The following is a 13,701-nucleotide window of genomic DNA, read 5'->3' as shown; positions in this document are numbered from 1 at the left end:
GCGAATTTAAATGTCAATGATTACAGAGATTTACGCACGCGAGATTCTTGATTCACGCGGTAACCCAACAGTAGAAGTAGAAGTTTATACAGAAGATGGCGGTTTCGGTCGCGCACTCGTACCATCAGGTGCATCAACTGGTGAGCACGAAGCAGTCGAACTCCGTGATGGCGACAAAGCACGTTACCTCGGAAAAGGTGTTTTGAAAGCTGTTGACAACGTCAACGAAAAAATCGCACCAGAAATCATCGGTTACGATGTCTTCGACCAAACTGGAATCGACAAAAAAATGATCGATCTCGACGGTACGAAAAACAAAGGTAACTTCGGTGCTAACGCAATCCTTGGTGTTTCTATGGCTGCTGCACGTGCTGCTGCAGATGAGCTTGGTCTTCCACTTTACACGTACCTCGGTGGATTCAACGCGAAAACATTACCAACACCAATGATGAACATCATCAACGGTGGATCACACGCAGACAACAATGTGGACTTCCAAGAGTTCATGATCATGCCTGTCGGTGCTCCAACATTCAAAGAAGCACTTCGTATGGGTGCTGAAATCTTCCACGCGTTGAAATCAGTTCTTAGCGGAATGGGTCTTAACACAGCAGTTGGTGACGAGGGTGGATTCGCTCCAAACTTGAAATCAAACGAAGAAGCAATCACAGTTATCCTTGAAGCAATCGAAAAAGCTGGCTACAAAGCAGGCGAAGATGTTTACCTTGCAATGGACGTCGCTTCTTCTGAGTTCTACGATAAAGCAGCTGGAAAATACAACCTCGCTGGCGAAGGCAAAGTCCTTTCAACAGAAGAGCTTGTTGAATTCTACGCACAACTCGTTGACAAATACCCAATCATCTCAATCGAAGATGGCTGTGACGAAAACGACTGGGATGGTCACAAACTCCTTACAGATCGTATCGGACACAAAGTTCAACTCGTTGGTGATGACTTGTTCGTAACAAACACTGAGAAACTTGCTGAAGGTATCGAAAAAGGCATCGCTAACTCGATCCTCATCAAAGTTAACCAAATCGGTACGTTGACTGAAACATTCGACGCAATCGAAATGGCTAAAAAAGCTGGTTACACAGCTGTCGTTTCTCACCGTTCTGGTGAAACAGAAGATTCAACAATCGCTGACATCGCTGTTGCGACAAACGCTGGTCAAATCAAAACTGGTTCACTTTCACGTACAGACCGTATCGCGAAATACAACCAACTTCTCCGCATCGAAGACATGCTTTCAGACGTTGCTGTCTACGACGGAATCAAATCATTCTACAACCTCAAGAAGTAATTTCAGGTTGATCGTTTGAACAAGCTATAAGGAAAACCTCCTATTCGTGTGATACGTACACACGGATAGGAGGTTTTTTGTATATCATGCAATGTCAAACATGAAAACCATTTTTGTCATGAAAACTATACTGAACTGTCAAAAAATTGATTCATCCTAGTAGATGACTAAAATGTTATACTCATAAATAAGTGCAAATCAAATAGTTATAGGGATTAATAACATCTTGCTCGATGAAGGTGAAAAATACGTCTAAAGGAGATAAGATCATGTTAAGTTCAGATTTAGATATCCGTTTAGAACCACGCATTCAAGAGTTATATCGACTACACAAGGAGCGTTCAGCCAACATTGACTGGAGCTATCACGAGTTCATTCCGTGGGATAAGGCGATGTCGTTTAAACGTGTTCCTTGGGACGAAAGCCAAGTCACGCTTCCGGAAGGTGTCATCGTCGCGATCGAAACGGCATTGCTGACAGAGGTCAACTTACCTTGGTATACGTCGCACTTAGACTATACATTTAAGAACTCGATGGAAGTCATCAATGATTTCGTCCGGACGTGGACAGCAGAAGAAGATCAGCACTCGAACTTACTCGAGACGTATTTACTCGTTACGCGAAACGTCAATCCGACACGACTTCATCAGTTAAGAAGACGCGTCGTTGAAAGTGGCTGGTTCCCGGACTTTACGAATCCGTTAGCGACGATGGCGTATACGTCACTGCAAGAGTTAGCGACACTCGTCTTTTATAACAACGTCGCGAAAATCGCAGGAGCACACGACAAGGACTTAGCAACATTACTCCGTCGCCTAGCGAAGGACGAAGCGCTGCATTACGCGTTCTATCGTGACACGGTTAAAGCACACTTAGAGCTCGATCCAAACTTCATCGTCTTCTTCGAAGATGTCATCATTAACTTCTCGATGCCAGGTGCTGTCATGCCGGACTTTACAGAACGTATGAAGACGATTGCTGTTGATACGAACTATGGACCACTCCAATACTTCGACCAAGTATTAGACGTCGTCGTCAAATACTGGGGGATCGCTGACCTGGAGCCGACAACCGAAGAAGCGAAACAGTCTCAAGCGAACATCATGAAGTATCATGGACGTTTGAAGCGCATCAAGGAACGTCAGGAACGCCAAGTCGAAAAAGCGAAGCTCGACGTCTAAGGAGGCAATGAACATGAAGTGTGAAATCTGTGGAACTGAAACGAACAACCAAGTCAGTTACTTGGAACTCGACACGTGGGAATTCAACTCATTGAACAAAGAAGCAAAAGATTTTTATCCGATCTGTTTTGATTGCTTTGATAAGCATACGAACCAGTTCATTGATCAGGAAATGGATCTCGAATTACGTAAAAAGCGTTCGCAAATGGTCAACAAAGAAGTAGAAGCTGAAATCGAAGCGATTCTTGAGGTTGAAAATTAAGTACTCTTTTCATATGTGAAGAAAAGTATAACCGGTAGTGCTGCGGCTCTATCGGTTTTTTACTGTCTACAAAAAAGCAGCTATTTCTTCTTTCACGGAAATGCGTGAACGAAAAGATAGCTGCTTTTAACATACGATCAATCTTCAATGAATGTAACGAGATAATGATGGGCAGAATGAAGCGGTGCACGGGTTACGAAAAAGTCCGGGAGATCGACATCGATTCCTAATTCGCGCAGTGTATCGGGATCCAAACATTCCTGAATCAAACGTTTGATGTCTTGTAACAGTTCATCGTGCAAGTTCGCTTCCTTCGGAAAGGCACGTTTCGCGTCATCGCGCAACAATAGCACGATCGGTGGTAGACCTCGTAAGAGATCGACCTGAAGGGGTTGCTGATGACGTTCGAAATAATCATTCAGACAACTGACGACCCTCATCGAGTGTTCTTCTTTCATCCGATCCCAACTCTCTGTATGTGACTGTAACTCTCTAGCTATTCCCTAATTAAAGCGAGGATATGCAGGGAAACTGGAAATCCAGCATTACGAGAACGCTGTTCGGGGTAGAACTAGAGGGAAGGGGGAATCGACATGCTATTTCGGTTTTTGTTTTTAGGGCTTGATACGTCGATTGGTGACATCCCGTTGCGCCTCATCTATTTTACGGAACTCATACTATTCATCGGCTTGTATCAAATCACGAGCCGGTTTTCGCGTCAGAGTCTGATTTTTGGAACGGCACTTGGGATTGGCGGACTGATTGCCATCTTACCCGGTGCGCTCTATATCATCCGTTATAATCCGGAGGATGCCGTCATTGATGTCACGTTCCTATTGATTTATTTGTTTGAGCCGCTGGCAATCGTTGCGTTCGTTGTTGCTTTGATTCGACGTTTGTATACAGAGAAGAAAAATAAAAAGAATCAAAGCGAAGATATTCATTGATTTTCGTCCAAGATGTCACTTTCCGCGGGCGGAAGGCAAGCCTCCTCGTCGCGTAATGCTCCTGCGGGGTCTTACCTATTCCGCTATTCCCGCAGGAGTCTCCGTCTTTTCTGAAAATCAATCGTCTAGTGCTATCTAATCTGACAATCAATACACCGTAAGATGGCGTGACGCTGTCTTACGGTGTATTTGCGTATACCTCCAAATACTTTCTTTCAATAGTGTAAGGAAGAGTAACTGGAAGAATATTCTATAATAGAGGGAGAGCGAAATCAGATCTTAGTTGGTTTCGTAAGATCCTGGTGATTATAGGAGTGACTTGTATGCAGAAAGTATTATTTGGTTTATCCATTTTGAACAGTGTCTACATTACGAATAACTTATTTACGTATTCCGATAGTTTTTTGAATGCACCACTCGGCATCACGACCGTTATTGCTGTGACGTTGATGTTTCTAAACGACAGCGTCAAAAAAGATAAACCGTCATTGTACACGAAAGCGACGGATGGGTTAGGATTCATTAATATTTTGATTGGTCTTTCACTGATTGTCTTTATTTAAGACATGATTCAAAGTGATGATCATACGGAATGATTGTAAGTCTGACGCCGCGTCAGGCTTCTTTTTTATAGTCCAATCCGAGGACTCGAAAAAAATAAAATATATTTTATATAAAAAAGATTGATGTGTAACCGGTTACACAATATGATGATTCTTGTAAGCGTTATCAAAAGAAAGAGGTGGCGAAACATGTCGACCATCCGGGAAGTAGCGAAAGCGGCACATGTCTCCGTCGCGACGGTCTCACGCGTCATGAATGAAAAGGGTTATGTCAGCGAGAAATCGCGTAAGGCGGTGCTTCAGGCAATCAAACAATTGGATTATCGACCGAATCGGGTCGCGCGATCGTTGTTCCAAAAACGGTCCGGACTGATCGGTTTGATCGTTCCAGACATCACGAACCCGTTCTTCCCACAACTCGCTCGAGCTGTGGAAGATATGGCACATCAACATGGTTTTCAGGTCATTTTGTGTAACACAGACGAACAGTTTCAGAAAGAACGCGAATATATCAAGTCACTCGAGGCGATGCATGTCGACGGATTGATCATCACGACGAACTACTCGAATAATCCGAACTATGAAGAACTCGAAGTGCCGGTCGTAGCGTTAGACCGTGTGTTACAAGGAGCTATTCCGACGGTGACGTCAAACGGATACGAGGGCGGGAAGAAGGCGGCTTCGCTTCTACTGGAAGCTGGTGCAACTGAATTAGCCGTCATCAGTGGTCCATCGAAACTCCCGACGATCAAAAAACGACGGGACGGTTTCGAAGAGATCGCCGGAACTCATCTCGTTGCAAGCATCGAGTCACCGTTCCACTTTCAAGGGGCGCTCGACGCAGCGAACTATCTCTTTGATCACTATCATTGCAACGGGATCTTTGCTGCGAGTGATGTCATTGCCGCAGCAACGGTGCAAGTCGCTGCAGAGCGCGGGATCACGATTCCGGACGAACTACAAGTTATTGGCTATGACGGTATCGAACTCGGTCAAATGATTTCACCACCGTTGACGACGATTGCGCAGCCGATCTATCAAATGGGAGAGCTGGCCGCGAAACTCTTGATTCAACGGATTGAGGGCACACCGATTGCTGCCGTTCATCATGAGTTGACGGTTGAGATCATCGAACGGGAAACGACGAAACGGAAGGATGAGGAAGCATGAAACAAATCAGTGTCATCGGCAGTATCTCGATGGATCTCGTCGTTGAAAGTAAACGCCGCCCAGGCGCAGGTGAAACGGTCATCGGGGATGCCTTTCATACCGTACCGGGCGGAAAGGGTGCGAACCAAGCCGTAGCAGTCGCGCGTCTCGGCAGTACCGTCGAAATGATCGGTTGCGTCGGCAGTGATGCGAACGGCGAAGCGATCCGCGAAAACTTCAAGACGCAAGGGGTACAGACGACACACTTGCAAACGATTGAAGGGGAACGGACAGGAACTGCACATATCACGCTCGCTGAAGGCGACAACTCGATCGTCGTCGTCCAGTCTGCCAATCAACATGTGCAATTTACGCCTGACGTACTCGCACCGATTCTGACGGACAGTGAAATCATCTTACTCCAGCTCGAGATTCCAATCGAAACGGTCGAGACTGTGGCTCGCGAAGCACATGCAGCCGGCATTCCAGTCGTCTTGAATCCAGCACCCGCGATGTCACTCAGTCCGGAATTGATTGAACACGTGACGTACTTAACGCCAAACGAACATGAATGTGGCTTGATCTTCGGACAAGACCAGCCGATCGAACATTGGCTGATGGAATACCCGAATAAACTGATTGTGACCGAAGGCAGTCGTGGGGCACGCTTCTACGACGGAGAGTCGATCGTGACGATTCCAGCAATCGAGACGACGGTCGTCGATACGACAGGAGCAGGGGATACGTTCAATGGCGCCTTAGCCGTCGCGTTAACCGAAGGACAACCACTTGTTGAGGCAATTCGTTTCGCGAACCGGGCAGCCGGCTTATCCATCCGCGCGCTCGGCGCTCAAGGCGGCATGCCGACACGGGAACAGATGGAGGGAGACGCATGAAGAAACACGGTATCTTAAACAGTCATATTAGCAAAGTTCTGACCGATCTTGGTCATACCGATACGATCGTCATCGCCGATTGCGGCTTACCGATTCCAGACGGTGTTGCACGAATCGATTTAGCACTTGAACTTGGCACACCGTCATTTCTCGATGTCGTCCGTGTCGTTGCTGGTGACATGGCGATCGAACAACTGACACTCGCGACGGAGATCAAGGAAGCGAATCCGAACGTCCTTGAGGCACTGGAAGACATGAAGATCGAGAGAACGTTCGTCTCACACGAGGAGTTCAAGAAATTGACGCAGCAGGCGAAGGTCATCATCCGGACCGGGGAAGCGACACCGTACGCAAATGTCATCTTCCATTCCGGCGTAATCTTTTAAGGGGGTCGAGTAATGCGTATCGAGATGACAGGTATTAAAAAAGCATTCGGTCCTGTTCCCGTCCTCAAAGGCGTTGACTTCGACCTCGCAGCGGGTGAGATTCATGCCTTGATGGGAGAGAACGGTGCCGGGAAATCGACATTGATGAAGATTTTGACCGGTGTCCATAAAGCGGACGCGGGGACGATTCGCGTCGATGGACAGGACGTCGAGTATAAGAACCCGAAGCTTGCCGAAGAGGCGGGGATTGCCTTCATCCACCAGGAGCTGAACATCCTCCCGGATTTGACGGTGACGGAGAACTTGTTCCTCGGACGGGAACTGAAGTCACGCTTCGGGATTCTCAAGCAAGGGGAGATGAAGCGCCAGGCAGAACGGGAACTCGCCGAATTGAACGTCTTCATGGACGTCGATCAGCTCGCCCGGACGTTATCGGTCGGTCAACAACAGATGATCGAAATCGCGAAAGCCTTGATGACGGACGCGAAGGTCATCATCATGGATGAACCGACAGCCGCACTGACAGAGCGGGAAATTCGCGCTTTATTCAGCGTCGCGACGGCACTGCGTAATCAAGGCGTCTCGATCGTCTATATCTCGCACCGGATGGAGGAAATCTTCGAGCTTTGCGACCGGATCACGGTCTTACGGGACGGGATTTCCGTCTCGACGCACGCGATTCCCGATACATCGTTCGAACAGATCGTCCGAGAGATGGTTGGTCGTGAGATGGGAGAACGTTATCCGGATCGTGACGTTTCGATTGGTGCGACCGTCCTTGAGGTCAAACAGGCGAGCGGGAAACGGTTTGACGATGTTTCGTTCTCCGTCAAGGCGGGTGAAATCATCGGCTTCTCAGGTTTGATGGGTGCTGGGCGGACGGAAGTGATGCGCGGATTGTTCGGGGTCGATCGCCTGAAAGAGGGGACGATCGAACTGAACGGACAGTCGCTGAAGATTAAGACACCGTACGACGCGATCCGACAGGGCATCGGCTTTTTGACTGAAGACCGCAAAGGCGAAGGGTTGTTCCTCGACTTTTCACTGCGTGAGAACATTTCGCTGCCGACGATTCGTTCGTTATCAAGATCTGGTGTCATCAAAGATCAGGCAGAACGTGATTTTGCGGAAGGGTACTTGAAGTCGCTCTCGGTCCGCCACAGCTCGATGGACCAACCGGCGAAGTCACTGTCCGGGGGGAACCAACAGAAGGTCGTCCTCGCGAAATGGCTCGGGACACAACCGAAAGTCTTGATTCTCGACGAACCGACACGTGGTGTCGACGTCGGGGCGAAGAAAGAGATTTACCTCATCATGAACGAACTCGCTGCGGCGGGGGTCGCAATCATTATGGTCAGCTCGGACCTCCCGGAGATTCTCGGGATGAGCGACCGGGTCTACGTCATGCGCGAAGGCAAGATGAGCGGCATGTTGACACGACAGGAAGCGACGCAAGAAAGCATCATGACACTTGCGACAGGAGGACAATGATATGGAATTGATGCAAGGCAAGGTAACGGAAGCAAAACCGAGACGTCTTGGGATCGGACAAAAGCTTGGACCACTCGCAGGATTGTTCGCGATCGTCCTCGTCGTCTCGATCATGGAACCGGACTTTTTAACATTGAATAATTTATTTAACATCTTACGGCAAGTCTCGATCAATGCCTTGATTGCCTTCGGGATGACGTTCGTCATTCTGACGGGTGGGATTGATTTATCGGTCGGCTCGATTCTTGCGCTCTCGTCCGCCTTCGTCGCGGGTCTGATGACGGACGGAACGTCAGCGTTGATCGCTGTTCTTGCCGGATTGATCGTCGGAGCTGTCATGGGTGCGTTGAACGGAATGGTCATCTCACTCGGGAAAGTCGCACCGTTCATCGCAACACTTGCGACGATGACGATCTTCCGAGGCTTGACGCTCGTCTATACGGACGGGAAACCGATCACCGGACTTAGCCAAGGTGGCTGGTTCGAACTGTTTGGACGCGGCTACTTCTGGATCTTCCCAGTACCGGTCCTAACGATGTTGCTTGCCTTTGCGGTTCTCTACTTCATCTTGAAAAAGACGACGTTTGGTCGCTATACGTATGCGATCGGCGGTAACGAAGAAGCAGCGAAGTTGATGGGGATTCAAGTCAATAAAGTCAAAATCATGATTTACTCACTCTCTGGCTTGATGGCAGCACTTGCCGGAATCATCCTGACGTCTCGTCTGAACTCGGCGCAGCCGACGGCAGGGACATCGTACGAACTCGACGCCATCGCAGCGGTCGTCCTTGGCGGGACGAGCCTCTCAGGTGGTCGTGGCTGGATTGTCGGTACCTTGATTGGTGCCTTGATCATCGGAACACTGAACAACGGACTCAACTTGCTAGGTGTCTCCTCGTTCTTCCAACTCGTCGTCAAAGGTTTAGTCATTTTGTTCGCGGTACTCGCGGACCGGAAACAAGCAGCGTAACCCACACTCAAAAAGGAGGAATTACAGATGAAAAAACTACTTGCAGTCGTCATGATGGCATTAATGGTCTTCGCAGCAGCCTGTTCGACGGAACAGCCAGGCAGCAGCAACGGCGAAACGAAGAAGAAGACGAAGGACTTCAAGATTGGTCTTTCGATTTCAACCCTCAACAATCCATTCTTCGTCTCGTTAAAAGAAGGGGCAGAACAAGAAGCCAAAGCACAAGGCGCAACACTTCAAGTCGCCGATGCACAAGATGATGCAGCAAAACAAGCAAGCGACATCGAAGACATGGTGCAAAAGAAAGTCGATCTCATTTTGATCAACCCAACGGACTCAGCAGCAGTCGGTGCAGCCGTCCAAACAGCAAATGATGCAAACATCCCCGTCATCACAGTTGACCGGAACGCAGAAGCAGGCGATGTCGTCGCACACATCGCGTCGGATAACGTCGCGGGTGGGAAACAAGCTGGTGAGTACATGATCGAACTCGTTGGCGATAAAGCGAAAGTCGTTGAACTTGAAGGAATTCCAGGAGCATCCGCAACACGCGACCGCGGTAAAGGGTTCCATGAAGCGGTCGACGGTAAACTTGACGTCGTCGCAAAACAAGCAGCAAACTTCGACCGGGCAAAAGGATTGTCGGTCATGGAGAACATCCTCCAAAACAACAAAGACATCAAAGCCGTCTTCGCGCACAACGATGAGATGGCACTCGGTGCGGTTGAAGCGTTAAAAGCAGCGGGTCTGAATGATGTGAAAGTCATCGGCTTCGATGCAACGGATGATGCGGTCAAAGCCGTCAAAGACGGAAAAATGGCAGGAACGATCGCTCAAAAACCGACTGAAATCGGCAAGATGGGTGTCGAAACAGCAATCAAGCACTTAAAAGGCGACAAAGTCGAGAAGAACATCCCAGTCGATCTCGAATTGATCAAACAATAAGGAGATGAGACACCTGAGTCGACGATTCAGGTGTCTCTTTTCGTCAGGCAGAGAAGGCAGGAAAAAGTTCCTAAATCTATTCCTTGTTCCCGTACTTGTTTTTCTCTATAATGAAAGAAGCGTATATTACTGAAGGAGGATCATCGATGATCATTCATAACGTGGCTCTTGTCGGCCTCATCGTCGTTTCCGTTCTTCTCATCATCGTCGTTCTATTGATGTCGGGTCGTACGACCGGACTCGGAGCATTGACGGGTGGAGCAGAACAATTATTTGGTCGCCAAAAAGCTCGTGGCTTGGATGCGGTCCTAAATCGTGTGGCGTCTATCTTAGGAGCATTACTCTTCATCTTGGCGTTACTCGTCGCTTTTTATAAGTGAGCATTGAAACGACAGCCGTATGATCGCGCTGTCGTTTTTTGTATTTCTCGATATTCATTTTTTTCGGATATGGGGTATAGAGTTAGAGGGGGAATCATTTTATGAAAATCACTTTACCGAAACCATTCTTTTTCGAAGCCGGCCCACGTGCCGTTTTACTATTACACGGATTCACGGGATCGAGCGCGGATGTCCGCATCCTCGGTCGCTACTTGCAAAAGCAGGGCTATACGTCCCTCGCACCACAATATAAAGGGCACGCTGCCCCACCCGAAGAGCTGACGAAGACCGGGCCAGCCGACTGGTGGCAGGATGTCCTTGCCGGATATCAGGAACTCGTCGATAAAGGCTATGACGAAATCGCCGTTTGCGGACTGTCGCTTGGTGGCGTCATGTCGCTAAAGTTATCGATGAACCGTCCGGTCAAAGCGGTCATCCCGATGTGTGCACCCGCCTACATCAAAAGTGAAGAAGTCATGTATGCAGGAGTCACCGAGTACGCACGAGAATTCAAGAAGCGAGAAGGCAAATCGCAAGAAGAGATCGACCAAGAGATGGCGTCCTTTGAACCGATGCCGACCTTGAAGGACTTGCAGGAACTGCTGCGTGAGACACGCGATTCGCTAGAGGACGTCTACGCACCGACGCTCGTCGTCCAAGCGCGCAATGATCACATGATCAACACCGACTCTGCGAACATCATTCATGATGGAGTCAGTGCCTTCCAAAAAGAACTGATCTGGTATGAGAACTCAGGTCACGTCATTACGCTCGACAAAGAAAAAGACCAGCTCCACTCTGACATCTTGGACTTCCTAGAGTCATTGAACTGGAGCAAGTAACTGGAGGTGTCACGTTGGAATTACGTGAACGAATACTAACGGTCATCACGACGGAAGAACGTCCGTTGTCGATTGATCAATTAACGAAAAAACTAGAACTAGCGGATACGGAAGCATTCAAGGAATTGATTCGGACGCTAAACGCGATGGAAGACGAAGCGTTGATCGCCCGGACACGCTCGAACAAATACGGAACGCTTGCGCAAATCGGTCAAGTCGCAGGGAAGATTTCCGTTCACCAACGCGGATTCGGCTTCGTCTCACCGGAAGACGGCTCAGAAGGTGATATCTTCTTGCCGGCACCGGAACTGAAGAACGTCTATAACGGCGACCGTGTCCTCGTCAAAGTGTTTGCCGAGTCAAACGGCGGCGACCGTCGCGAGGGGAAACTACTCAAGATTCTCTCACGCGGACCAGCCGATTTCGTCGGAACGTTCGTCAGTCCAAAAGGACGGATCGAATCGATCGCCTACATCGAACCGGATGATACGAAATTGACGTTCTTACCGGTCGTTGCGAACGAAGATACACTCGGTGCCGTCGATGGCCATAAAGTCCTCGCCCGAATTACGAAGTATCCCGATGGTCGCTACGCGGGAACGGCGAAAGTCTTGAAAATCATCGGTCACAAGAATGACCCAGGCGTCGACATCTTGTCGATCGTCCATAAGCACGGCATCAACGTCGACTTCTCACCGGAAGCGATCGCTGAGGCGAACGCTGTACCGGATCAGATCGATGAGAAAGATTTAGTCGGACGCGTTGATCTACGGAACGAATTGACGGTGACGATTGATGGGGCGGACGCGAAAGACCTCGATGATGCGGTTCACGTTAAGAAATTAGCGAACGGCAACTTCGAGCTCGGTGTCCATATCGCTGACGTCTCGCATTACGTCAAAGAAGATTCAGCACTCGACGAAGAAGCGCGTGAGCGCGGAACGAGTGTTTATCTCGTCGACCGCGTCATCCCGATGATTCCGCACCGGTTATCGAACGGGATCTGCTCGCTCAATCCGCACGTCGATCGCCTGACGCTCAGCTGTATCATGGAAATCGATGCGAACGGTGCTGTCGTTAACCATGAGATTTTCCAGAGTGTCATCAAGACGACAGAACGGATGACGTATACGGACGTCCGGAAAATCGTCGAACGCGAAGACGAAGAAGTGATCGCGAAGTACCAAGATCTCGTCGAGTACTTCGACAAGATGGCGGAACTCGCAGCAATCCTGCGCGAACGTCGCTCGCGTCGTGGGGCGATCAACTTCGACTTCCCAGAAGCGAAGGTTCTCGTCAACGAAGAAGGCAAGACGAGTGAGATCATTCTTCGTGAACGGTCGGTCGCAGAGAAGCTGATCGAAGAGTTCATGCTTGCAGCAAACGAAACGGTCGCCGAGCACATTCAGCGTCAAAAACTGCCGTTCATGTACCGGATTCACGATGAGCCAAAAGCAGAACGTCTCGATACGTTCTTCAAGTTCATCGGTAACTTCGGCATCAACGTCGAACGCAAGGGTGAGTCAGTTGCACCGAAAACGTTACAATCGATCCTCAACGCTGTTGAAGGCGAGCCGGAAGAAGCCGTCGTCAGTACGGTCATGCTCCGTTCGCTCCAACAAGCGAAATACGACATCGAACCGATCGGTCACTTCGGTCTGTCGACGGACTACTACACGCACTTCACGTCACCGATCCGTCGTTACCCAGACTTAATGGTCCACCGTTTGTTGCGTGAATATGTCATCTACAATGACAAGTCGCAGAAGACGCAAGACCGTTACTCAGAGATCCTCCCGGAAATCGCGGATCATTCGTCAAAACGCGAGCGTCGTGCGGTTGATGCGGAGCGGGAAACAAATGCGTTGAAGAAAGCCGAGTATATGGAGCAACACATCGGCGAGACGTTTGAAGGTGTCGTCAGTGGCGTCACGAACTTCGGGATGTTCGTCGAATTGCCGAACACGATCGAAGGACTCGTCCACATCCAAGCGATGACAGATGACTTCTACCGCTATGATGAAGCGAACTATCAGCTGATCGGTGAGCGGACGAAGCAACAGTTCCGGATTGGTGATGTCGTCGAGATTAAGGTTACGAACGTCAACATCGATGAACGTACGATCGACTTCAGCGTCGTCGGGATGCCAGAACGGCAACCGAAGAAACGGTTCGAGTCGAAGACGATTCGCTCAAGCGGCGGACGTCCGGGACAAAAACGCGACGATAAGAAGAAAGATGACCGTCGCGGCAAGTCAAAACGTCCGGGCAAGTCGAAAGACCAGTCAAAAGGCAAAGGCTTCGCGCTGAAAGATAAAAAGGATAAGCCGCCATTCCATAAGGCGGTCTCGAATAAGAAACGGAAGCGCAAATAAGCGCTTCCGCA

Annotated in this window: 15 protein-coding genes; 14 read left to right on the top strand and 1 reads right to left on the bottom strand. The window is 49.3% G+C overall.

All coding sequences use genetic code 11. From position 1 onward, the window contains the following. Positions 1 to 10 precede the first annotated feature (10 nt). The 3 genes from eno to K6T22_RS13225 all read left to right on the top strand — a co-directional run bounded on the left by eno (position 11) and on the right by K6T22_RS13225 (position 2,746). Positions 11 to 1,303, top strand: a complete 1,293-nt coding sequence (gene eno, locus K6T22_RS13235; protein ID WP_035409961.1) for a phosphopyruvate hydratase — start codon at positions 11 to 13, stop codon at positions 1,301 to 1,303. Positions 1,304 to 1,572: 269 nt separating this feature from the next. Continuing rightward, positions 1,573 to 2,484 carry an acyl-ACP desaturase gene (locus K6T22_RS13230; RefSeq protein WP_238237728.1) on the top strand — a complete coding sequence of 304 codons (912 nt, stop codon included), beginning with the start codon at positions 1,573 to 1,575 and terminating at the stop codon, positions 2,482 to 2,484. Positions 2,485 to 2,497: 13 nt separating this feature from the next. Next, positions 2,498 to 2,746, top strand: a complete 249-nt coding sequence (locus K6T22_RS13225; RefSeq protein WP_230088506.1) for a hypothetical protein — start codon at positions 2,498 to 2,500, stop codon at positions 2,744 to 2,746. A 137-nt stretch (positions 2,747 to 2,883) separates the two neighbouring features. Here K6T22_RS13225 and K6T22_RS13220 read toward each other — a convergent pair whose 3' ends face one another. Next, the gene (locus K6T22_RS13220) at positions 2,884 to 3,204 is read right to left on the bottom strand and encodes a hypothetical protein (protein ID WP_023469210.1); all 321 of its coding nucleotides are present in this window, start codon (positions 3,202 to 3,204) and stop codon (positions 2,884 to 2,886) included. A 135-nt stretch (positions 3,205 to 3,339) separates the two neighbouring features. Here K6T22_RS13220 and K6T22_RS13215 point away from each other — a divergent pair, with 135 nt between their 5' ends. From K6T22_RS13215 to rnr, 11 genes are all read left to right on the top strand, one after another. Further along, complete coding sequence (locus K6T22_RS13215) at positions 3,340 to 3,693, top strand: hypothetical protein (RefSeq protein WP_238237727.1); 354 nt, start codon at positions 3,340 to 3,342, stop codon at positions 3,691 to 3,693. A 323-nt stretch (positions 3,694 to 4,016) separates the two neighbouring features. Next, positions 4,017 to 4,256, top strand: a complete 240-nt coding sequence (locus K6T22_RS13210) for a hypothetical protein (RefSeq protein ID WP_238237726.1) — start codon at positions 4,017 to 4,019, stop codon at positions 4,254 to 4,256. A gap of 189 nt (positions 4,257 to 4,445) precedes the next feature. Continuing rightward, a complete protein-coding gene (locus K6T22_RS13205) occupies positions 4,446 to 5,426 on the top strand; it encodes a LacI family DNA-binding transcriptional regulator (protein ID WP_064299430.1) in 981 nt (326 codons plus the stop codon). Beyond that, entirely contained in the window at positions 5,423 to 6,301 is an 879-nt protein-coding gene (rbsK, locus tag K6T22_RS13200; RefSeq protein ID WP_238237725.1) for a ribokinase, read from the top strand. The genes K6T22_RS13205 and rbsK overlap by 4 nt, the downstream gene beginning before the upstream one ends. After that, entirely contained in the window at positions 6,298 to 6,687 is a 390-nt protein-coding gene (gene rbsD / locus K6T22_RS13195; protein ID WP_238237724.1) for a D-ribose pyranase, read from the top strand. Before rbsK ends, rbsD begins: the two co-directional genes overlap by 4 nt. Before the next feature lie 12 nt (positions 6,688 to 6,699). Continuing rightward, positions 6,700 to 8,178 carry a sugar ABC transporter ATP-binding protein gene (locus tag K6T22_RS13190; RefSeq protein ID WP_238237723.1) on the top strand — a complete coding sequence of 493 codons (1,479 nt, stop codon included), beginning with the start codon at positions 6,700 to 6,702 and terminating at the stop codon, positions 8,176 to 8,178. 1 nt (position 8,179) lies between these two features. Next, positions 8,180 to 9,148: a ribose ABC transporter permease gene (gene rbsC, locus K6T22_RS13185; RefSeq protein ID WP_052019102.1), complete on the top strand. Its 969-nt coding sequence runs from the start codon at positions 8,180 to 8,182 to the stop codon at positions 9,146 to 9,148. Between the two features lie 27 nt (positions 9,149 to 9,175). Beyond that, a complete protein-coding gene (gene rbsB, locus K6T22_RS13180; protein ID WP_214723887.1) occupies positions 9,176 to 10,093 on the top strand; it encodes a ribose ABC transporter substrate-binding protein RbsB in 918 nt (305 codons plus the stop codon). Positions 10,094 to 10,239: 146 nt separating this feature from the next. Next, on the top strand, positions 10,240 to 10,473 hold the full coding sequence (gene secG, locus K6T22_RS13175) for a preprotein translocase subunit SecG (RefSeq protein ID WP_023469201.1): 234 nt from the start codon (positions 10,240 to 10,242) through the stop codon (positions 10,471 to 10,473). Between the two features lie 101 nt (positions 10,474 to 10,574). Further along, entirely contained in the window at positions 10,575 to 11,315 is a 741-nt protein-coding gene (locus K6T22_RS13170) for an alpha/beta hydrolase (protein ID WP_035409936.1), read from the top strand. A 14-nt stretch (positions 11,316 to 11,329) separates the two neighbouring features. Beyond that, positions 11,330 to 13,690, top strand: a complete 2,361-nt coding sequence (gene rnr, locus K6T22_RS13165) for a ribonuclease R (RefSeq protein WP_238237722.1) — start codon at positions 11,330 to 11,332, stop codon at positions 13,688 to 13,690. The last annotated feature ends 11 nt before the right edge of the window (positions 13,691 to 13,701 follow it).

The sequence above is a fragment of the Exiguobacterium acetylicum genome (assembly GCF_022170825.1).
GTDB classification, from domain to species: Bacteria; Bacillota; Bacilli; order Exiguobacteriales; family Exiguobacteriaceae; genus Exiguobacterium_A; species Exiguobacterium_A acetylicum_B.
This window is presented reverse-complemented; position numbering and strand designations above follow the sequence as displayed.

Excerpts from the sequence above, each read along its gene's own strand:
- eno (WP_035409961.1), top strand. The coding sequence starts at position 11 with ATGTCAATGATTACAGAGATTTACGCACGCGAGATTCTTGATTCACGC.
- K6T22_RS13225 (WP_230088506.1), top strand. The coding sequence starts at position 2,498 with ATGAAGTGTGAAATCTGTGGAACTGAAACGAACAACCAAGTCAGTTAC.
- rbsD (WP_238237724.1), top strand. The coding sequence starts at position 6,298 with ATGAAGAAACACGGTATCTTAAACAGTCATATTAGCAAAGTTCTGACC.
- K6T22_RS13220 (WP_023469210.1), bottom strand. The coding sequence starts at position 3,204 with ATGAAAGAAGAACACTCGATGAGGGTCGTCAGTTGTCTGAATGATTAT.
- K6T22_RS13210 (WP_238237726.1), top strand. The coding sequence starts at position 4,017 with ATGCAGAAAGTATTATTTGGTTTATCCATTTTGAACAGTGTCTACATT.
- rbsC (WP_052019102.1), top strand. The coding sequence starts at position 8,180 with ATGGAATTGATGCAAGGCAAGGTAACGGAAGCAAAACCGAGACGTCTT.
- K6T22_RS13205 (WP_064299430.1), top strand. The coding sequence starts at position 4,446 with ATGTCGACCATCCGGGAAGTAGCGAAAGCGGCACATGTCTCCGTCGCG.
- K6T22_RS13170 (WP_035409936.1), top strand. The coding sequence starts at position 10,575 with ATGAAAATCACTTTACCGAAACCATTCTTTTTCGAAGCCGGCCCACGT.
- K6T22_RS13230 (WP_238237728.1), top strand. The coding sequence starts at position 1,573 with ATGTTAAGTTCAGATTTAGATATCCGTTTAGAACCACGCATTCAAGAG.
- rbsB (WP_214723887.1), top strand. The coding sequence starts at position 9,176 with ATGAAAAAACTACTTGCAGTCGTCATGATGGCATTAATGGTCTTCGCA.
- K6T22_RS13190 (WP_238237723.1), top strand. The coding sequence starts at position 6,700 with ATGCGTATCGAGATGACAGGTATTAAAAAAGCATTCGGTCCTGTTCCC.
- K6T22_RS13215 (WP_238237727.1), top strand. The coding sequence starts at position 3,340 with ATGCTATTTCGGTTTTTGTTTTTAGGGCTTGATACGTCGATTGGTGAC.
- secG (WP_023469201.1), top strand. The coding sequence starts at position 10,240 with ATGATCATTCATAACGTGGCTCTTGTCGGCCTCATCGTCGTTTCCGTT.
- rbsK (WP_238237725.1), top strand. The coding sequence starts at position 5,423 with ATGAAACAAATCAGTGTCATCGGCAGTATCTCGATGGATCTCGTCGTT.